Source organism: Methylocella tundrae (genome assembly GCF_038024855.1).
GTDB lineage: Bacteria > Pseudomonadota > Alphaproteobacteria > Rhizobiales > Beijerinckiaceae > Methylocapsa > Methylocapsa tundrae.
The window spans coordinates 1,764,623-1,784,742 of the sequence record NZ_CP139089.1 but is presented as its reverse complement, the minus strand read 5'-3'; the positions used below and the strand labels follow the sequence as shown (position 1 = coordinate 1,784,742).

Annotated in this window: 13 protein-coding genes, 2 pseudogenes and 1 other annotated feature; of the genes and pseudogenes, 7 read left to right on the top strand and 8 right to left on the bottom strand. The window is 59.3% G+C overall.

The window, feature by feature from the left end:
• Nucleotides 1-99: 99 nt before the first annotated feature.
• The 6 genes and pseudogenes from SIN04_RS10630 to SIN04_RS10605 form a co-directional block, all read left to right on the top strand.
• Nucleotides 100-926: pseudogene (locus SIN04_RS10630) on the top strand (IS3 family transposase); the annotation flags it as partial.
• Nucleotides 384-500: a sequence feature (AL1L pseudoknot), on the top strand. (Overlaps the previous pseudogene by 117 nt.)
• A gap of 101 nt (nucleotides 927-1,027) precedes the next feature.
• The gene (gene dcm, locus SIN04_RS10625) at nucleotides 1,028-2,092 is read left to right on the top strand and encodes a DNA (cytosine-5-)-methyltransferase (protein ID WP_134488990.1); all 1,065 of its coding nucleotides are present in this window, start codon (nucleotides 1,028-1,030) and stop codon (nucleotides 2,090-2,092) included.
• Nucleotides 2,085-2,540: a very short patch repair endonuclease gene (locus SIN04_RS10620; protein WP_134488988.1), complete on the top strand. Its 456-nt coding sequence runs from the start codon at nucleotides 2,085-2,087 to the stop codon at nucleotides 2,538-2,540. The genes dcm and SIN04_RS10620 overlap by 8 nt, the downstream gene beginning before the upstream one ends.
• Nucleotides 2,537-3,763, top strand: coding sequence for a type II restriction endonuclease (locus SIN04_RS10615; protein WP_197731965.1), 1,227 nt, complete (start codon nucleotides 2,537-2,539; stop codon nucleotides 3,761-3,763). Before SIN04_RS10620 ends, SIN04_RS10615 begins: the two co-directional genes overlap by 4 nt.
• Nucleotides 3,764-4,152: 389 nt before the next feature.
• Nucleotides 4,153-4,910 (top strand): IS5 family transposase gene (locus SIN04_RS10610; RefSeq protein ID WP_423136009.1). Its coding sequence is split into 2 segments (ribosomal slippage): nucleotides 4,153-4,476 and nucleotides 4,479-4,910, totalling 756 coding nucleotides; the frame shifts between segments, so codons are not numbered across the junction.
• A 74-nt stretch (nucleotides 4,911-4,984) separates the two neighbouring features.
• The gene (locus tag SIN04_RS10605) at nucleotides 4,985-6,340 is read left to right on the top strand and encodes an IS701 family transposase (protein ID WP_423136008.1); all 1,356 of its coding nucleotides are present in this window, start codon (nucleotides 4,985-4,987) and stop codon (nucleotides 6,338-6,340) included.
• Between the two features lie 51 nt (nucleotides 6,341-6,391).
• On the opposite strand, the pseudogene SIN04_RS10600 reads toward SIN04_RS10605, so the two are convergent.
• Nucleotides 6,392-7,727, bottom strand: a pseudogene (locus SIN04_RS10600) (IS701 family transposase).
• A gap of 234 nt (nucleotides 7,728-7,961) precedes the next feature.
• Here SIN04_RS10600 and SIN04_RS10595 point away from each other — a divergent pair.
• Nucleotides 7,962-9,094, top strand: a protein-coding gene (locus SIN04_RS10595; RefSeq protein WP_322847426.1) for an IS3 family transposase whose coding sequence is annotated in 2 segments (ribosomal slippage) — nucleotides 7,962-8,226 and nucleotides 8,226-9,094 — 1,134 coding nt in all. Because the reading frame shifts where the segments join, the coding sequence is not laid out codon by codon here.
• 288 nt (nucleotides 9,095-9,382) lie between these two features.
• Here the strand turns inward: SIN04_RS10595 and SIN04_RS10590 are convergent.
• From SIN04_RS10590 to SIN04_RS10560, 7 genes are all read right to left on the bottom strand, one after another.
• The gene (locus SIN04_RS10590; RefSeq protein ID WP_134488980.1) at nucleotides 9,383-9,661 is read right to left on the bottom strand and encodes a hypothetical protein; all 279 of its coding nucleotides are present in this window, start codon (nucleotides 9,659-9,661) and stop codon (nucleotides 9,383-9,385) included.
• Nucleotides 9,662-9,934: 273 nt separating this feature from the next.
• Nucleotides 9,935-11,731, bottom strand: coding sequence for an AIPR family protein (locus tag SIN04_RS10585; RefSeq protein WP_166795909.1), 1,797 nt, complete (start codon nucleotides 11,729-11,731; stop codon nucleotides 9,935-9,937).
• 1 nt (nucleotide 11,732) lies between these two features.
• Nucleotides 11,733-12,737 carry a PD-(D/E)XK motif protein gene (locus tag SIN04_RS10580; RefSeq protein WP_134488978.1) on the bottom strand — a complete coding sequence of 335 codons (1,005 nt, stop codon included), beginning with the start codon at nucleotides 12,735-12,737 and terminating at the stop codon, nucleotides 11,733-11,735.
• Nucleotides 12,721-15,588, bottom strand: a complete 2,868-nt coding sequence (locus SIN04_RS10575) for a Z1 domain-containing protein (protein ID WP_134488976.1) — start codon at nucleotides 15,586-15,588, stop codon at nucleotides 12,721-12,723. The genes SIN04_RS10580 and SIN04_RS10575 overlap by 17 nt, the downstream gene beginning before the upstream one ends.
• The gene (locus SIN04_RS10570) at nucleotides 15,585-17,009 is read right to left on the bottom strand and encodes an ATP-binding protein (protein ID WP_244605770.1); all 1,425 of its coding nucleotides are present in this window, start codon (nucleotides 17,007-17,009) and stop codon (nucleotides 15,585-15,587) included. Before SIN04_RS10570 ends, SIN04_RS10575 begins: the two co-directional genes overlap by 4 nt.
• A gap of 85 nt (nucleotides 17,010-17,094) precedes the next feature.
• Nucleotides 17,095-19,269, bottom strand: coding sequence for a sigma-70 family RNA polymerase sigma factor (locus tag SIN04_RS10565; RefSeq protein ID WP_134488972.1), 2,175 nt, complete (start codon nucleotides 19,267-19,269; stop codon nucleotides 17,095-17,097).
• A complete protein-coding gene (locus SIN04_RS10560; RefSeq protein ID WP_197731964.1) occupies nucleotides 19,253-20,116 on the bottom strand; it encodes a WYL domain-containing protein in 864 nt (287 codons plus the stop codon). The genes SIN04_RS10565 and SIN04_RS10560 overlap by 17 nt, the downstream gene beginning before the upstream one ends.
• Nucleotides 20,117-20,120: the final 4 nt, after the last annotated feature.

Here is a 20,120-nt window from a genome sequence, read left to right as displayed (position 1 = left end):
TAGTGAATTACAAACGTCAATATTCAGACACTGGTCTTGTGGCCTGTCTGAACCGCGCCGGGTTTGCTGGAGGCTCCAACTTCCAAATAGGATGGAGCCATGACGAGCAAGACGACGAACAAATTTTCCACCGAAGTCCGCGCCCGCGCGGTGCGGATGGTTTTGGATCACGAAGGCGAGCACCCATCTCGTTGGGTGGCCGTTTCTTCGATAGCCGCTAAAATCGGCTGCTCTCCGCATACGCTGCTGGATTGGATTAAGAAAGCCGAGATCGATAGCGGCGGCCGTGCTGGCATTCCAACGGATATAGCCGCCAAGCTGAAGGCCCAGGAACGCGAGATCCGCGAACTGCGCCAGGCCAACGAGATTCTGCGCAAGGCGTCGGCTTATTTTGCCCAGGCGGAGCTCGACCGCCGGTTCAAGCCATGATCGCCTTCATCGACGATCAGCGCGAGGCGCATGGGGTCGAGCCGATCTGCAAGGTCTTGCCGATCGCCCCTTCGACCTATCAGGCGCATGTCGCCACACGGGCCGATCCCGCGAAGCTCTCGGCGCGAGCCCGGGGGGATTTGGTTCTCAAGCCCGAGATTGCCCGCGTCTTTGCCGAGAACTTCGAGGTTTATGGCGTGCGCAAGGTTTGGCGGCAACTGAGCCGGGAAGGCTTTTCGGTCGCCCGCTGCACGGTGGGGCGGCTGATGCGGAACATGGGCTTGCAGGGCGTGATCCGCGGCAAGCCGGTCAAGACGACGGTTCAAGACAAGGCCGCGCCGTGTCCGCTCGACCGCGTCAATCGGCAATTCCATGCGCCAGCGCCAAACCGGCTGTGGCTCTCGGACTTTACCTATGTTTCGAGCTGGAGCGGCTTCGTCTATGTGGCCTTCGTGATCGACGCCTATGCCCGCCGGATTGTGGGTTGGCGGGCTAGCTAGATCAAGCGACAAGAACATACAAGGAACAAATTGCGGTTTCGGCTTCTTCATGCGACGCTGCCCGAAAATACTTCGGCCCATTACGATTCGTAGAGTCCATGCCGCGTACCGCTAAATCGTTTAAATTCATCGATTTGTTTGCCGGGATCGGCGGACTACGTCGCGGGTTCCAATCAATTGGCGGCCACTGCGTCTTCACCAGCGAGTGGGACCGTTGGTCGAAATTAACGTACGAGGCGAACTACCCGGACAACGGCGAGGTCGAAGGCGACATCCGTCAGTTTGCTGAGAACCCTGGCCTGATCCCGTCGCACGATGTCCTCCTCGCCGGCTTCCCCTGCCAGCCGTTCTCGATTGCAGGCGTCTCAAAGAAGAACGCGCTCGGACGCCCCCACGGCTTTCTCTGCGACACCCAGGGAACTCTCTTCTTCGACACCGCCCAAATCATCGCCCACCACCGCCCGGTGGCCTTCCTGCTCGAAAACGTCAAGAATCTCGAAAGTCACGACGGTGGCAAGACATTTGCTACGATCATGCATGTCCTGCGCGAGGAGCTTGGCTACCACGTCCAAGGGCGGGTAATCAGCTCCGAGCCTTGGGTACCGCAGAAACGCAAGCGCATCTTCATCGTCGGCTTTCGAGAGAAGTCGAAATTCGACCTGGAAAAGATGAAGTTGCCGGAGGGGCCGGGACCGACGCTCGGATCGATACTCGAACCAGAGGTCGACTCGAAATACACGCTGACCCCGCACTTATGGAAATATCTGCAAGATTATAAGGCCAAGCATAACGCCGCGGGCAATGGCTTTGGCTGCTCGGTCTTCGGGTCAAACGATGTCACCCGGACCCTGTCCGCGCGCTACTACAAGGACGGCAGCGAAATCCTGATCGACCGGGGCAAGGGCAAGATACCGCGCCGCCTGACGCCGCGCGAATGCGCCCGACTCATGGGCTACCCGGACAGCTTCAAAATTCCTGTCTCTGACACTCAGGCCTACCGCCAGTTCGGAAACAGCGTCGTCGCCCCAGCTGTCGCCCACATCGCCAAAGCTATGAAGCGCTATATCTACGCCGCGCTGGACGCCGAGGGGCCGGAACACCGAGCAGCGCCCACTCGCGCGGTGACCCGTCCAGACCGTCCTTCGGTCGAGGCCTGTGGCTGACGTCGTCCCGCCGGAGGTCCGTAGCCGGATGATGGCCGGCATACGTGGCAAGAACACGCAGCCTGAATTGATCCTGCGCGGTGGACTGCATGCCCTCGGCTTCCGGTATCGGGTGCATGTCGCGGCACTCCCGGGTAAGCCAGACCTCGTCTTTCCTAGCCGCCACGCCGTGCTCTTTGCCCACGGCTGTTTCTGGCATGGCCATGATTGCCACCTGTTCAAGCAGCCGTCGTCCCGATCGAAATTCTGGGCGGCAAAGATCGCCAAGAACCGGGAGAACGATTCTCGGGCCATCGAGGCGCTGGCAGCCGCCGGGTGGCGGGTAGGGGTCGTTTGGGAATGCGCGATCAAGGGACGATCGCGCAGGCCGCTCGAATCGGTTATCGAATCTTGCGCGACTTGGCTTAAGGCCGACGAAAGGCATTTCGAGCTTCGAGGATTTGAATGACCATCCGCTGCGGTCTTTTGAGCGATCTTTTCGTCGGCGTCGTCGCCAAGCGTCTCACCTTGGTCGAGACAGTGACGAAGAGTTCCAATCAACACGAATTTCAGGGCACACGCCCGCTGCGTAAGCTGTTCGGCGAGGAGGACCAGCGCAACATCCAGACGCGGTTCGTCTGGCTCGCTGGGGAGCAGGAAGGCGTCTCCGAGGACGGGTTCCTCAGCTGGAGCAACGTCCGAAAGGGTAAGCCGCGCACCGCTGAATACCACCTCTATTACAGCGGAAACGCCGTGACCGAGGCCATGCGTCCGGGCGACACGATGTTTCTCGCCCGCAGGCTGGACGGATCGATCCTCGTCGTCGTCGTCCCCGCCGGAAGCACGGTCGATTCGCAGATGATGTGGCTGTTCGGCATAGAGGAGCAGCGCGAACTCAAGGAAGAATACAAGGACATCGAGCACGACCGGCAAGCGGAGCTGGACTTCGCTGCGCGCTACGTCCTCGACGAACTTGGAATTGAAATCGAGGAGCCTGAGGTCGACGTCCTCGATGACCTCCTAGTTCCGTTCGGGATGTCGTTCCCCACGACGGCGGTGTTCTCGGCCATTGCACGGAAATCTCTTCCGCACGTCGACCCACGTGACGGCGCCGACTTGGCGCTCATGGCTTGGCTCGAACGCGAGGAGTCACTCTTCAAGCGCCTCGAACGAACCATCGTCGCGCAACGCCTTAAGACCGGTTTCATGGGTGCCGATGAGGCCGATGTTGAGGGGTTCTTATCATTTTCCCTGTCAGTGCAGAACCGCCGCAAGTCGCGCGCCGGTCAATCCCTTGAGAACCACTTGGAAACCGTCTTCAAGGCCCACGGTCTTCGCTACGCACGAGGAACGATGACAGAGGGGAAGAGTAAACCAGACTTCCTGTTCCCCGGCGACGCCGAATATCAAGACGCCGCGTTCCCGCCCGAGAAGCTGACGCTTCTCGGGTCAAAATCGACGTGCAAGGACCGCTGGCGGCAGGTCCTGTCTGAGGGCGTACGCGTGCATGACAAGCATCTGGTCACGCTTGAGCCCTCGATCAGCGAGAACCAGACCGACGAGATGAAGACCCACCGGCTGCAACTCGTCTTGCCAAAGGCCATCCACGCAACGTACAAGCCAGCGCAGCAGGCGTGGTTGATGGACCTGACAGGATTCATCGGCTTGGTCCAAGACCGTCAGGAGGCCTGACGACTCTGGCAGATGCACTGCGGCGCTTACGTTGAAGAAATATGGACTAGGCTTGGCTGCCGGTTAGCACTTTGGCGCGAAATTTCTGGAATTTGCCCGACTATTAGCACTTAACTGGTTCATCCTTCAATCCTCAGTTGCGGAGCTGCCTACACAGGCAACATACGCGCGCGCAAAAGTTCTGGTCCGGCTCGCCCCTACCGTCGCATGACGACGATGTCTGGCCATTCGCTTTTGAGCGCGTCAACCTTCGCCGCCTGAGCGCTTGTCAGCGTTCCGCGCCGCTTCCTGAATAGGCCTCGTCAATTGCCCCCTAGGTTGAGAACCCATACATCATACTGATTCTATGGTATGTTTTTGCCATGATTTGAGTCGCGGGGGCGAATGTCATGGCTAAGAGTTTGTTTTGGCTGTCGGATGCGGCATGGGAGGCGCTGGCGCCGCATCTGCCGCGCGGCAAGCCGGGAAAGCCGCCGGTGGACGATCGGACCGTCATTTCAGGCATCCTGCATGTGTTGAAAACAGGATGCCGCTGGCGCGACGTTCCAACAGCCTATGGGCCGCCAACGACTATCTACAATCGTTATAATCGTTGGTCGCAGCGCCGCGTCTGGCAGCGTATATTCGAGAAAATGGCGGCCGTCGGTCCCGTGCCGGACGAACTTTCCATCGACTCAAGCCACGTCAAGGCGCATCGCTCGGCGAGCGGTTCAAAAAGGGGGAGTTCGCCGAGGCGATTGGCCGTTCGCGCGGCGGAAGAACGAGCAAAATCCATGCTTTGGCCGATGATCGCGGCAGACCGGTCGCCTTTGCGCTGACGCCGGGAAACGTCGCCGACATCTCTATGGCCATTCCGCTGCTTGCAGCTGTCGCCCGACCAAAGCGGCTGTTGGCCGACAAAGCCTACGACGCCGACAGCCTGCGCAAATGGCTCAAACAAAGAAAGGTCAAGGCAGTCGTTCCATCGACCGCCTCGCGGCGGACGCCCTATCCGCTCGACGCCAAAGCCTACAAACGCAGAAACCTTATCGAACGCATGTTCTGCAAGCTGAAGAACTGGCGACGCGTCGCAACCCGATATGATCGCCACGCGCAAAACTATCTATCCGGCCTCGCCCTTGCAGCCATAATGATTTCATGGATCTGAATGAGTCCCCAACCTAGCACTACTTTGGCGGATTAACGGATTGGTTACTTTGATTGGCAAGGCTTTGCGCTCCAATGGGAGCGCGAGTGATGGCGGATTGGAATGCGGCGCTGACGGATTGGTTGAAGCCGTTCGTTGAGAAACTTGGCCACAAGAAGCGGCGGCAGATGTGCCCTTTATATGTGGCGGGGCTGATTGGGCCGGGGGAACGCAAGAGCATCGAGCCGATGGCGGCGCGCATGGCGCCCGATCGTTACGACCGGCTGCATCATTTCATCTCGGACGGCCTGTGGGATAGCGCGCCGCTTGAGGCGGAATTGGCGAAGCAAGCGGATAGGCTCATCGGCGCGTCCGACGCCTTTCTGGTCATCGACGACACGAGCCTGCCCAAGAAGGGCGAGCATTCGGTCGGAGTCGCCCCGCAATATGCGTCCATGCTCGGAAAGAGAGCCAATTGCCAGACCCTGGTTTCCCTGACGCTGGCGCGTCAAGAAGTTCCGATCGCCGTCGGCTTGCGGCTGTTCCTGCCGGAGAGCTGGACGAGTGATCCGCTCCGCATGGCGAGAGCCGGCGTTCCCGAAGCATCTCAAAGGCCACTCACCAAGCCGGAGATCGCGCTTCAAGAGATCGACCGGCTGACGGCTCAAGGCGTCCGCTTTGGCGTCGTTCTCGCCGACGCTGGCTACGGCCTGTCCGCCGCCTTCCGCCAGGGGCTCAGCGCGCGCGGGCTTGTTTGGGCCGTGGGCGTTCCCAAACATCAAAAGGTCTATCCCGCCGGCGTTTCCTTGATCTTCCCTGTGGCGGGGCGCGGCCGGCCGCGCAAGAACCAGATCCCCGATCAGCTCTCGGTCGCGGCCGAGACGATGTTGGTCGAGGCCAAATGGAGGAAAGTCAGTTGGCGGCGTGGCGTCAAAGGTCCCCTGAGCGCCCGCTTCGCCGCCCTGCGCATTCGCATCGCGGACGGGGCGCCTCAGCGCATCCTTGACAAGGGCCAACAGCACATGCCGGGCGAGGAGGCGTGGTTGGTCGGCGAATGGCGCTCATCCGGCGAGCGCAAATATTATCTCGCCAATCTGCCGGCCAAGGTCAGTCTCAAGAGGCTCGCCGCCGCAATCAAAGCGCGCTGGGTCTGCGAGCAGGGGCATCAGCAGATGAAAGAGGAACTCGGCCTCGATCATTTCGAAGGACGATCATGGCGGGGGCTGCACCGGCACGCGCTCATGACCATGATCGCCTACGCCTTCCTTCAGCATCAGCGCCTCAAGCAGGCGACGCGGGAAAAAAAGAATCCTTCACGGGCCGCCGCAACCGACCCTCCCGGCGGTTCGACGCGCCGTCATCAAGGCGCTATCGCCAAAGCAAATCTACCACCGATGTCCCCATTGCCGAATGCGCTTCAGGCGTACTCAGAATTAATTCCGCCAAAGTAGTGCTAGCACTACTTTGGCAGATTTGGTTCGACGGCGTCGGCGATGAGTTTCTCACAGTGGGGGCATCGTCTGGGTGGAGGCCGTGCGAAGAGGTCGAGAATGGCTTGTCTGATGGCCGGCAGGCTCGGTTGTGGCGGCGGTCCCCCGATTCTTTTTTTTCCGTCCCGCGGCCTTGAGGCGGCGGGTCTGGAGGAAGGCGTAGGCGATCATTGTCATCAAGGCGTGCCGGTGTAGTCCGATCCAGGATCTGCCTTCGAAGTGGTCGAGGCCGAGTTCTTCCTTCAACTGCTGATGCGCCTGCTCGCAGACCCATCTGGCTTTGATCGTGGCGGCGAGCGTCTTGAGGCTGGTATCGGCCGGAAGGTTGGACACATAGTATTTTTGCTCGCCGCTCGACCTCCGTTCGCCGACGAGCCAGACCTCGTCGCCCGGCATGCATTGCATGCGATCATCAAGCATGCGGTGCTTATGACCGTCTGCAACGCGAACGCGGCGGGCCGCGAAGAGGCATGTCAGCCGGCCCTTTGTGCCCCGCCGCCAATTAACCCTTCGCCATTTCTCTTCCGACAACAACGCTTCGGCAGAGACCGGAGGCTGATCCGGGATGCTGTATTTGCGCGGCCTTCCGGCCCTGGCGACCGGAAAGATCAAAGCGACGTCGGCGGGATAGACGTTCTGGCGCCGCGACAGCCCGACCGCCCACTTGAGACCGCGCGCGCTCAGAGCCTGACGGAAAGACCCGCTGGAGCCGTATCCCGAATCGGCGAGGACGCAACCGAAGCGCGCGCCCGAGGCGATGACGCGGTCGATCTCTTCGATCGCGATCTCCGGCTTCGTCAGAGCGGTCCGCCTATCCTCCGGCACACGAGCCCGCGCCATGCGCTCGGGATCATCTGTCCAGCTTTCGGGCAGGAATAGCCGCAGGCCCACCATCACCGGAATCTCGCGTGACGCCAACGTTAGCGAGACCAGCGACTGACAGTTGGCGGTCTTTCCGAGCGACGAGGCATATTGTGGCGCGACGCCGACCGAATGCTCGCCCTTTTTCGGCAATGCCGTATCGTCAACGATCAGCCACGCGTCGGCGCCGCCAACCATTCTGTCGGCTTCGGCGAGCAGGGCCTTCTCAAGCGGCGCGGCGTCCCACACGCCGCTGGCGATGAAGTGATGAAGCTGGTCGTAGCCGACTTCGCCGTCGCGCGCCGCCATGGGCTGGACGCTCTTGCGATCCCCCGCGCCGATCAGCCCCGCAACATAAACCGGGCACATCCGTGCCCGCGCCTTGTGTCGAAAAGCACTGAGAAAAGGCGCCAGCCACCGCTCAAGATCGGACTTCCAAGTCTCGTCCATGGTCGGCCCTCCGTGACGCCGACCACCCATGAATCACGCAATGCGCGTCTCGGGAATCCTAAAAACGCGCGACCCCTCAAAAATCTGCCAAAGTAGTGCTAGAGGCGCTACGTCAAGCAGTTAAGCGATTGATATTGCGTATTCTATTTGCTGACCTCCACGCCGATCGGAGGGCGGGGAGCAAACAGAGCTGGCTCGGGGAATCTGGACGGATCGATAAGTAGCTTTTCCGCCTGACAGCGGCGATGATCGTCGCGCATCAGGAGAGATTATGACCAAACGACCGCGCCGGAACCACACGCCAGGTTTCAAGGCCAAAGTGGCTCTAGCCGCCCTGAAGGGCGAGAAGACGCTGACTGAGCTAGCGCAGGACTTTGAGGTTCATCCGAACCAGATCAGGGACTGGAAGTCGCAATTGCTTGAAGGGGCGGCCGGGGTTTTCGGCGCCGACGCCACGAACGTCCAAGCCGCGCCGGTGGATTTGAAGGCGCTTCACGCCAAAATCGGCGAGTTGGCATTGGAAAACGATTTTTTGGAAGGCGCGCTCATCAAGGCCGGCATGCTGAGCGCAAAGCGATGATCGACCGCAATCACGATCTTCCTATCTCCCGTCAGGCCAAGATCCTAAATATCAGTCGCGGCAGCGTCTATTACAAACCTCGCCCGGTATCGGCCGAAGACCTCGCGCTGATGCGCCGCATCGACGAATTGCATCTGGAATTCCCGTTCGCGGGCAGCCGGATGTTGCGGGATTTTCTGAACCGCGAGGGCGTCGCCGCGGGCCGCCGCCATGTCGCCACGCTGATGAAGCGCATGGGCATCGAGGCGATTTATCGCCGGCCAAACACGTCAAAACCCGCGCCAGGTCACAAGATTTACCCGTATTTGCTGCGCGGATTGAAGGTCGATCGCCCGAACCAGGCGTGGGCGATGGACATCACCTACATCTCGATGGCGCGCGGCTTCGTCTATCTCGCCGCGGTCGTCGACTGGTTCAGCCGTCGCGTGCTCAGCCACCGCGTGTCAATCACAATAGAGGCCGATTTCTGCGTCGAAGCGGTGGAGGAGGCGTTGGCGAAGTATGGCAAGCCGGGGATTTTCAATACGGATCAGGGAAGCCAGTTCACCAGCGAGGCGTTCACCAGCGTGCTGATCGCCAACAAGATCGCAATCAGCATGGATGGCAAGGGCGCCTGGCGCGACAATGTTTTCGTCGAGCGCATCTGGAAGTCGGTCAAGTACGAAGAGGTTTATCTGCACGCCTATGACAGCGTCGGCGTGGCGCGCACTTCGATTGCCCGATATCTAAACTTTTACAATCGGCGGCGCCCGCATTCGAGCCTTGACCGACGCACGCCGGACGAGGCTTATTTCGAACCGACGCCCATCTTGGCGGCGGCCTGAATTTTCCGCCGCCGGGTGCTGGATGCGACTGCGGCCGGGCTTCGCCCTCCCTGCGTCACACCCAACACCCGGCGCCCTCTAACGAAAGCAACCCGGCGGAACGCCACTTATCTTTCGCGGAAAACTGTTTAGACAACCCGAGCCAGCTCTAACCGTCGCGCCGATTTAAAGTCGGCCTCATTTTATATGGGATTTTGAAGTCAACCTCCTTGTCCTGCTGTCTGTCCCCTTTGGCAGGGTCAAGCGGCTCAAGGTCTTTCTTAGACCACGCCATGCGCCGGGCTGATATCACGCGCCGCCTTTTGCAAATTTCTTCGGGACTAGCATGTGAATCCGGTCGCAGCCGAGCGGCCAATAAACGAGAAAGGTCGCGGCGGGATATTCCTCGGAATTGCAGCGCAACTCGACCGGCTGATCCCTGATGATCTGAATTCCGTTCCGGGCCGCCTGCGACTTAAAAAGGGCTTCGAGCTGCGGCGGGGCCTCGATCATTGCCAGCTCAGACAGTGGCAGGCGTTCGTCGCTAAACGGATACAATCCGTCGGGAAGCTTTGTGTCGAGCGTCATATTCCAGCCTCAAACTCGTCTATGCACACAATCTGTAACTGCGGCTAATCTCCACAAGCGATGAGAGAAACATCATGCTCAACATTTGGCATTTTGCCGTAAACTGCACGGGCTCGCTTGCTTGCGGTTTGAAGGAACACGCTCCGCAGGAGCAGCGCCAAGGATTCTGCGCGTAAGCGTCCTTGTCAATAGGCGCTCTCGACTCTTTGGTACTTTGCTAATGCCATTCATTCCGCTTAGGCCAATTTCGGTTCAACAAGCTGGGTCTCACCATCATTCAATGCGCAACTCAGGGATGGAGTTTTTTGGCGAGGGATAGCTGGCTGCTTTGACCCAGTTCCAGGTTTCGCCACGTCTGGCGACCTCAGAAATCTGCTGGCCTGGCGCGATTCGATCGAACTCGGCGTTCACGATCACGGCCCAGTCCCACAGCAGATCTTTGAAGTTGCTGGAAATGCCCTGTCTCTGCCAGATCTGCTCGAGATCGAGCTTTTCGCCCAAGCGATCCGCTACGACGGCAACAACGTATGTTGCTATGTTGACCCAGCCTTGGCGGAAAATCTCCCGGGCATCCTCTTTCTTGATCATGATCTGGATCGCATCGAAAAGGATCACCTTGGAAATCATTGCACGATACCACCGCGCATCGAGGGGGTTCGGAACGATTGTCGGATCGTTATCGAGGGCGGCCATGAAGGCGACAAAGTTTTTTTCGGCGGTCAAAGTCACCTTGCCTCGCCAGGCCTCGTGATACTTGGCGATGTCGTTCTTGGAGAGCTTTCGTTTGGGCGGGATCATCTCCTGCAGTTTGCGCCGTTTTGCGGGCGTGGTTCCCTCGCGCAGAAGAAGCACGTTGTAGGCGCCGGCGGCACGTTCATAGAACCACCGCGTGGCTCCATCTGGGCACCAGGTTTCGTTCGCCAACTTCTCGAGCTGTCTGTGGAATGGCCTGTTTGCCGACAGATCTGACATCTTCACAGCGTTCTGGCTGTTGGCAAAGCGCGACACGTTGCTGATCAACTTTTCGCGCGCGTCGTCTTGGGATCCCTTGAGTATGATGATCTTGGCTGGCACCCGCACGTGGCTCAAATCGATCGTCGAATCGTCCCGCGACCCGAAGTAGATCGTCGAAGTGGTCTGGCCGCCATTGACGATCTGTAGCCCCTTCAGGAAGGACAGTCCCACGCCGCCCTCATTGGTTTGCTCGAACCCAGCCTCATCGCAGACAAGAACGAGACCGTTGTTGAAGGCTAGAAAATGTTCCGGCTCGGTCCGAAGCGTTTCGACAATGCCCTTGTTCACGGCTTTCTTCGCGCCAAGGAAGGTGCGCACGTTGGCTTCCAGCAATCGAGGTCCAAATCGCAGATAAAGGTCCCGGATCACCCGCCCTGGAATTGCGGTCAACGCGTATTCGTAGTCCGCGTCAGAATCGGGGACATGAACGCACGGTAAGGGGTGACCGATTGCCTGAACCAGGCTGACCGCCAGTTCATCGCGTGGTTTACCTTCGGTGTGGCGGTAGAGGCGCTCCATATCCATGGCCTCGATCGCTACCATCTTGCCGTGAGCTTCCTTGTTCGAGAACCGCTTGTTTTTGGTCCGACCATCCGTAATGACGAAAACCCGCATTCGATCAATACTATCCCATCGAGATCGAATTGTAGCCACCAGGTCTCGGACCGGATGGGTCGGGTCGATGCGACTTTCCAGATTGCCCCGCGCCGCGCGGAACAGAAAGCGGACCCCCTCGCTGGCCGTAGCAACAGCATCGGTATCCTTCAGGTCTGCAAGGCCCTCCGATCCGAAGTAGTGAGTCACGAACAGATCGAGTGCTGTTTCGTCCGAGGAAAGGGCGTAGCCGGTAATACGGAGCTTCGCGTTGCCGATTGTTCCGTTCCAGTGACAGATGGTTGGCGTATCGCTGATGCCTGCCTCAGCCACATGGTCCATGACCATTTCGGCGAATACGAGTTCTGCTGAAGGAAAAGGTCCTTCTCCTGCCTCCACTCGTTCGGAAATTTTGGTCTGCAAGTGAGATCTGAAGTTGCGGTGGAAGTCTTCAAGGCTCATGTTAATCAAGTCCAAATGCTTGGAGAGTGTCACGAATCCCGAACGTCGGGATGCCGAGGACGTCAAGATCGAGTACGTATGCCGCCGATCGCACAGCCGCAGGCAGCGCGGCGCGTGTAAGGTGAGGCATGTCACCTTCGACGCGGAATGCTCTGGCCTCCTTCAGCGCAAGGGCGCGGCCGTAAAACGGCGCATGCTCGTCCAGGTAGCCCATGACCAGCAGCAGAGCGTCGAATGCCCGGCGCAGGTCGGCTGCCATGAATCGCTCGCGCATGCTGGTCACCATGCCGACGAGCGGCTCTCCATCCTTGTTTTCCTCAAATCTCAAGGCGCAGAGGAACAACGGCACCCGATCGCTGTCGAGCTGTTCGATGCTGTTGATCCGCGCGAGGAATGCACCCGTGCGAGCCGTGCTCTTCACTTCGATGCCCCCTCCACGCAGGTGGAAATCTTGCGCGGCTTTGAGCGGCCCCTGCCAGCACTCCAGTGCGTCTGGCCCGAGTGGTGAGTCCATCAATGCGCTGAGCATCCACAGTTCGCCAATGAGACCAACCTGAGCATCTGGAGACAGGGGCCTGTGCTTGCGCGCCATGAATGTCTGCCATTCCCGAACCCGCTCCAAGAAGACGTCGAGGACGTCACGCTGTGTGTCGGACGCCGCAGTTTCTAGCGTCCGAAGCACGTCGACCACAATCACAGCGAAGATATCTGGTGAGCCTTCCACCCTTCGAACCAGCGCAATTGCAGTTCGTCCCTGAAAGGCGTGCTGGTCATCGATCAGGGTGACGTCGAACCCCTTGCCTTCTGGAAGCAGGGCAGGATTGATGGGCAAGGCTCCCGGAAACGATACAATCAGTGCCTCGCGAGCGGCGGGTAAATGGCAGCCTGCTTCGACTGAGACTTGGCCTATTGTGGTCAGATGCACGAACCGCCAGTCCTCGCCTGCCTTCTGCCGCGCCAGTGCGCGCCAGGCCCGGGCGAGCCCGTCCTCACTCCACCCAGTCATTTAGTCCTCCCCAAAGCACGCTGTTCGCGATGTATTTCGAGTTGGAGACCATCCGGTCGGACGTGCTTGACGGGAAACTGATCGCCCAGGCGACCACCGGGTCCGCATCCACAATTTCCGGCACTTCCGCTCCTGCCGGATCAAGCAGATAGAGCATCAACAGGCCACGTTCACGCCGATGGGGGACGCCGATGTCTGCAACGCCTTCACCGAGAACCTTGCGGATCTGCGGTCCCCGAGGTTCTAATGGCGGCTCCTTGCCTTCGTTCCGCTCAGTATCGTTTCTCCATGTCTTCCGGCTGAGGTCCAACGCGGCCCGCCATTCGGTCTCGGTCAGGTCGATCGCCTGGTCGCGCGGCGAAATCAGCGTCTTGATCGAATAGCGGTCCGAATGATCAGCGGCCCGGCGGCGCTGGAGCATGTTCACGTCACATCCCCCAACTGCGCGTACCGAGTCGTCCGAACCGCTATCCTTACCGATCAGAGCCACGGTCCAGCGGACCAATTCCCGGTCCTTGTTCATCTCCTCGATGAAGTCAGCGATCAGCGGACTCATGATACGGAAACTTGCGGGGTGAGTGCGGTAGTCCCGCAAGAAAGAGATCACGGCGAGTGCGGGAACGTCGCGCCAGAGATGGCCGCTCCAGCGCTGGCCCTCGTGAAGGTAGTACTGATCATTCAGGTCGATCGAAGCGCCAAGCGTAATGACGAACCTGTCGGCGGCCGCGAAGTTGGAAGATATATCTTCCTTCTGGTTCGGGAAGACGATCGTCTGCAAAAGGTCGCCAGCATAGGTCAACTGCATTGCGCGAGCATTACGCATCTTGGCGCGTGACGTGACGGTCAGAACCGAATGCGATTTCACGCGAAGCCCAAACTGCTTTGGAGTTGCGCCCGCTGCAACCATGTTATCAAATTCCTGCCTCAATTCCTCAGCGGCGTCAGCAATGTGACCGAACCATTTAATCATTTCTGCAGAAGTATAGAGCCGACACACGTCGAGATACCCATCGCGGTAGCCAAACCAGCGGCCCATCTGCATCAATGTGTCATACATACGGGCCGTCCGCAGGAAGTAGCTTGTGCAGAGCCCTTCAAGGGTCAGTCCGCGAGCCAGTTTGTCGCCGCCTATGGCGATCACCTTCAGGCCTGTGCCTTCATTCTCAGCATAATCCAGCGCATCCTTGGCCGAGCCGTTGATTTCTCGCACGCGGATGTCGGACAAGACATCAGGCAGTACTGAGCGAACTTCGGACCAAGAGAAGTCTTCGAGCCTTTCACCCTCGACGAGTGCATCCCGTATGCGTCGCATTCCCGGAGCGAATACCAATTCATACTCGGAACGCATGGAGGCTTCGAGCTCAGCGAGATCAATGCCCCTTGTGTAGCGACCCTTGAGATCCCGAACATATGCTGTCACCTGGCTGACCACCGCGTTCTGCACGGATGTGAAACGCGTGACGTGGACCAACATTGACGAGTGCTTATTGCCTTGACCACGCAGTTTCCGCAGGACGCAGGCATACAGGAACGACCTGACTGCCTCGGCCAGCGAGTCAGGAATCTGCTCCTCGCCTTTCCAGCGCGGCCGGTAACCGTTCTTGTGTCGTGGAGGCATCCACGAATTGAAATCGTCTTCGGCCAGCGGCCGCACCAGAGGCAGATCTTCTGGCGTGCTTGACGCCGAACCGAAGACCCGTCCGGGTCCAACATAGTTCGAAGGGGCAGCCAGGCTGGTGATGAAGGCCGCCGGAAACAGATCAGGCCCATGTTCTCCGGTTTCGCCGCGGTTGTGGATGAAGATGTTGGCGAAAGGCGTGGCCGTGTAGCCGACATAGGCTTTGCGCGTGAAATGGTGAAGGATCGACCGGATCAACCGGTTGATTGCCGTGGGCTGGTGCTCCACGTCGGGGACGCCAAACTCGTCGACGACGTCCTCGCCCGTGTCGACCGAACCGTGGTCGGACTCGTCATCGATGACAAGCAACGGCAGATTTGCGACCAGTTTTTGTCCCGTAACGGGGTCGACATGGTTAGCGACCCTGTTGCGAATCCAATGCAGCAGGCGTTCGAGCACTGTCTTGTTCTTCTTCACGACAAACAGCCACGGCCGCTGTTCGGGACTGATGTTCATCTTTGAAGCAATAGCGGTATTGAAGTCGCCCTTGTCGCTCCGGTTAGTCGCCGCATTCGGGCGGACTGCGGCATCTGTATCAATGAGACCGACGCCAACGGCTGGCAGCTCGTCTGCATCGGCGATAGTGGCAAACCCGAGAAATCCTTCGTCCAGGCGAATTTGTGTCTGCGAGCGTAAATTGTTGTGCAGCCCTGCCAGTACGATGACGATCTTGTAGCCAGCATCAGCCGCCTTGCAAATCAAGCCGGTGTAGTTGCCTGTCTTGCCAGACTGGACATGCCCGACGACAAGACCACGCCGATCCCAGGCGCCCTCACGCCTCGGATCCTCAAGCTGACCAAGCACTTCGTCCGTCGCAAGATCCAGAGCGTCCAGCGCGATCCATGGAATACGGGTTTCCATATATTCTGAATAGCGACGCCAGTAGGTCCAACCCTTCTTGCGCTCCGCATCGAGCCAGGGAATGTGGTCCTCGCCGCTCGCGAGAGTTGCATTCTCGCCCACTGTGCGGCTCGAGCGCCGGATTAGTTCGTCCACGAGCGCTTCCCGATCGACGAGGGCGAAGTCCTCCTCCATGAGGATTGCTAGCCTGTTCAGCTCCTTTCCGATCATCTCCGGCGTTACGGCGCTCTGCGCGCGTTCGGCGGCGAGGCGGAGCATAGTCTGCGCCATCGAGAGTATTGAATCGAATGCCTTTTGGTTGAAGAGCGTCATACGGAAGCTTTCCGTTCAAGAGCGTTAACAATATCGAGGTACCGATCAAAAGGTGGGGTGCGGCGAAGCCTTTCGCGGGCCTCGTCCGGATTTCGGCCGCCATACTTCACAAAAGCTTCGAACAGCGAAGATAGCACATCGCGTATCTCGGCTTCCGGGGCGCCAACGAAGCCGGTCCGGGGTGTTTCCTTGTCCTCGGCGGTATCCAGCCAGATTCGTTGTACCGGAACCGTCTCCTCGATGAGGCGCAGGAGCGCGAGGATGTCCGCCTTCAGCGGCCCTGCGCGATCGAGGATTGAAGCGACAAGATCATGGTCACGGGCGATGCGATATGAAGTGCCTTGGGCTGATCGCCGGACCTGCCAAGTTTCGGGCAGCGCGTTTGCTCGCGCGCCTGAAGCCGGTGTGACATGCCCGCGGTGGGCGAATACTCGCCTCGCGATCTCCCGCGTATCCGACGCAAGCCAACGGAGCTGGGGACGCAAGAGCACAGGTGGGCTCGCCGTGGATTTCAGGACGTTGATCTTCCATTCCGCATCGGCGGTGTTAGGGATGTCAAGCCGGATGCGCGCCAAACGGTGCGCTTCGTCCCGGGGCCAAGGCTTGCCCCCGTCGCTGAGCCCGAGCCAGCCGCCAGCCAGCATAAGGCGTCGATTGCGATACACATAAAAACCTTCCTGCTGGGTCCATCCGCCTAGCCCGGCAGCCCTTTCCTGTTCGTCGGGCCTGAGCTTGTCACGGTGAGGCAGCACGTGACACTGAGCCGTCACACCGGTGGTGTGACGAATGTGATAGTCGGTACTCTCCCAAGCCTTGCTAGGATGTCCCACCAGGAACGGATCCCAAGGCTTAATAACTTTGTCGGGGCCAAGAAGAAGTCTGAATTCGGCTTGTGGGCCATCGATGAACCGATGGAAAGTCATTGCAAGATGCGCTTCCACACGGCCAGTCAGCTCGATCATGTCATTGGCAGTAAATCCGTCGGTCACGATGCGGTCGAGGGTCTCCCACAGGACGACAGTTCCATGCCCCATTCGCTCGAGAGGCTCGAGAAGGTGCTCTGACCCGGGCGTAGGGCCTTCGAACAGTGGCCAGTCGGCGCCGGGCTCTCGGCCGATAAGATCCAGATCCCATCGCAGGCAAATGATGGAAGCATCCTTGCGACGACTGGCCACGGTCAGCCGTCGCGCCTGCGAAAAGCTCGCCGTCTTCAGGCCCAGACCGAAACGGCCGAAATCTCTGGCTGCGCGATCCGCCCGAGGATCACGCGCGCCAAGGCGCATCCCTTCCTCAAGGGCAGCATCATCCATGCCATCCCCGTCATCGATGACTCTGATCGAACTAACCGGGCCCTTCCAATCGACATCGATGCGAACCTCGCGTGCATTCGCCGCGATAGAATTGTCGACGAGGTCAGCCAACGCAGTCGCCGGCGTATAACCCAGTCCCCGAAGTGACTCGAGCATGGCGCCGGCATGAGGTGGAACATTACGTACAACCATCCCCTCAGAGCCCCATCAATGTCTGCAAGCGGCGTTTGCGCCGTGGATGCGAAAGGTGCTCAAGACCCATCGCTTCGATCTGTCGGATGCGCTCGCGCGTCACCCTGTAAATCTGACCGATTTCTTCCAGCGTCATGTCGCGGTCGCGGCCAATGCCGTAACGCATGCGGATTACTTCTGCTTGCCGATCCGGATCCGGCAGCTCTGCGAGCGCTTCCGAGATGATACGCGCCGCTTCCACCTGGCCAAGGGCTTCCTCCTGTTCAGGGCCTGAAATGGCCCCCTCCCATTGCTCGAGGCCCTCCAGATCGGAGTAATGACGGGGAATGTCCAGAAATAGCTTGACGTCCTTCAAGTCCCATCCAAGTTCCTCAGCCAATTCGGACTCTGTTGGTGGTCGACCGTGGCTGCCTTCAAGCCGTTCAACCGCCTCGTCGAGTTTTGCGAGTTTCTGGTGCCGATGCATCGGGATCCGTACTATCGCTCCTTCGTCCGCGCGCCATCGCGTCAGCACCTGCTTCATCCAGAACGTGGCATAGATCACGAACCGGTACCCCCGCTCGGGATCGAAGCGAAGGGTCGATCGCTGCAACCCCATGAATGCCACCTGAAAGACATCTTCAGGGTCTTCCCCCGCTTCGACGTTACGTGCCGCAAAGCGACGCGCGTAGGGCAGATGTTCGATGATCAGCCGCTCGATGGCCGAGATCATGGCATCGAGTCGACGGGAAGCTTCAAGATAGTGTTCGTGCTCGGCAAGAACTCCCACCAGCGCATTGTGGAACACGAGGGAAAGGTCAAGCGCCTCCAGCGCTTCCAAGGCTTCCCGACGACGCCTGCCGTCCATCACGCGGCCGGCCAAATTCCAGTACCGCAGGGCCTGCCCTGCCTTGAAAAAAGCGGCCGTTTCAGCTTCATCGGGCCGCGATGGGACTATCGGTCTCATCGTTACAAAACCTGTCTGCACGGAGCCGTCGATAAGCTTGTCTAAATTGGCAAGTATTTCGTGGACAGCGGGTTCGCAGGCGAGAATGCCTAACTGGAGATCCCGCTTCGCCCGCAGCAGCGGCTCTAGCAGACGAGCCTCGATGGCCTTGTCCATATTGAAACGCGAGGTGCCTGGCAGGCGCGTTGCCCGCGAGCATGCTGATTCCAGCGCCTCGGCAAGGTCGTCGGCAGAAATGTCCGATCTGATATCCCATAGGGCATCTTCGCAGTTGATTGCCTCGTCGAACGACTCAAGCCCCGCTGCGTCGAGGATTCTCAGCAGGTTAGATCGGAGCTCATCGGAGTCACCGTTGCCCTCGCAAAATGAAATCAACGCGTCAACGTCGTCGGAACAGAAGTATCCCTTTTCGAGGATCTCGGTCGCCCAATTCAGGCAACATTCGGGAGCGATCGAGAGTCGTGTGCTTGACGGTAATGCAGCAGGCTTGATCGACCGCCGGCCCCGCCTTCGGACCTTGAGGAAGTCATCATCTCCGGCCAGATCAGGAGTGACAGCCGCTTCGGAACCTATGCCCTCTCCAGCAATCTGCGTCGGCGAAAGATCAAGCTCCCAGTCGACATCGGCATCATTCGCACCTTGCGAAGCGCTGGTCCCCAACGCCACGAACGTACCCGAAACTGGCCCGCCGGCAGATCGATAGAAGAAGCGCTCTGCGTCCTCCTCCGGTTCGAAGGTCTGGGGCTCGCCAAACGCAGCCCGATCTTCCTCCCGTTCAATTGCCGCAGACTGAAACGTCCCCGCTCGCACCGCCTTTGTCTGTGCGCCGGCGAAGTGTCCAAGCCGCCCAACGGCCAGCGCGGCATCTGAATCCTCGATGGGCGGATTGTCGGCGAGCGAGAAGAGCAGCTGCGCCACAAGACGATGGCCCTCGCTTGAGGCAACGTCGGCAGGAGTATGACGATCATGGTTCTTTGCGCGAGGATCAGCACCTGACCTGACGAACAGATCACACAAGGCTAGGTTGCCCATCCGCGCGGCAAGATGCAGTGGAGAATCGCCTTTGGGATCCACCCCGTGCAGGCGCGGCGACCTAGCGAATTCGGCGAGCTGCTCCACACGGGCGTTTGCAATCATCCGGAGCTCAGCTGGGTCAAGCGGATGAAGTTCTCGTTCATTCGTGACTTTGCTGAAAGTGCCCAGTATCTTTGAGATTTTATCTATGATTTTCATAGATAACCTCTCGATTTAGGAGCACAATTTGCTGGTCTTGCGGTCGGCGTGCCTTCGGATCGGTGTCGAGCCCGAGGCGCCTGAGAGCATAGTAAAGCAGCGCCCGACGCACCTTGATCCTGACCCTGCCGCCGCGCATTCCGTAGTCGATCGCGATTACCTTCGCTTGTGTTTCCGAAAGCGCGGGATGCGGGCTGATCTCAAGCGTGACCTCTTCGTTCCAGTCCCGATCTGCGTCGGGCGGCACGCTGCTATCTCTGATGCCGCGGATTTCGAGTATGCGGGAGAGGAGAAAGTCCCTGAAGCACTTTTCCGAAAGGCAGAAAGCTCGTGTGTGCCAGCGGAATCCGTCGAACGCGATTGCGTGGGGCGCGATCCAGCGCCGACTAGGTTCGGGCCGAGAGAGCGATTGGTACTTGACCTCGATCGCCTCGCGCCGCCGGATTGCAGCCAATACCGAGCGAAGGGTTTCGGCATCGACGCCTCGTAGGGGCGTGGGCGCTGTAACACAGGGCGGTAACTGCCCTATCCAGGCGTCGGTGTGGTGAAGGATGCCGTCAGCTACTGAACAAAGTTGCGAAAGGTAGCGACTGGCATCTGGCTTAAGAAACCGCGGCTCGAACCGGATACCGCGAATATAAGTCCGGGCGCTCTTGTCGTAGACCATGTTGTCGGGCGCCATTCCGATGTAGCGGTTCAGGTCTGTGGACGCTTGGTTCACCGATACCCCGAACGCATCCATCAGATCTCCCCGATTCACTTGCCCCTCCCAAAACAATCGGAACTCGGTGAATTCGAGTCGTCGCTCGACGCCCCATCGCAGGGCCGTCTTCTCAATCGCCACCATGCAC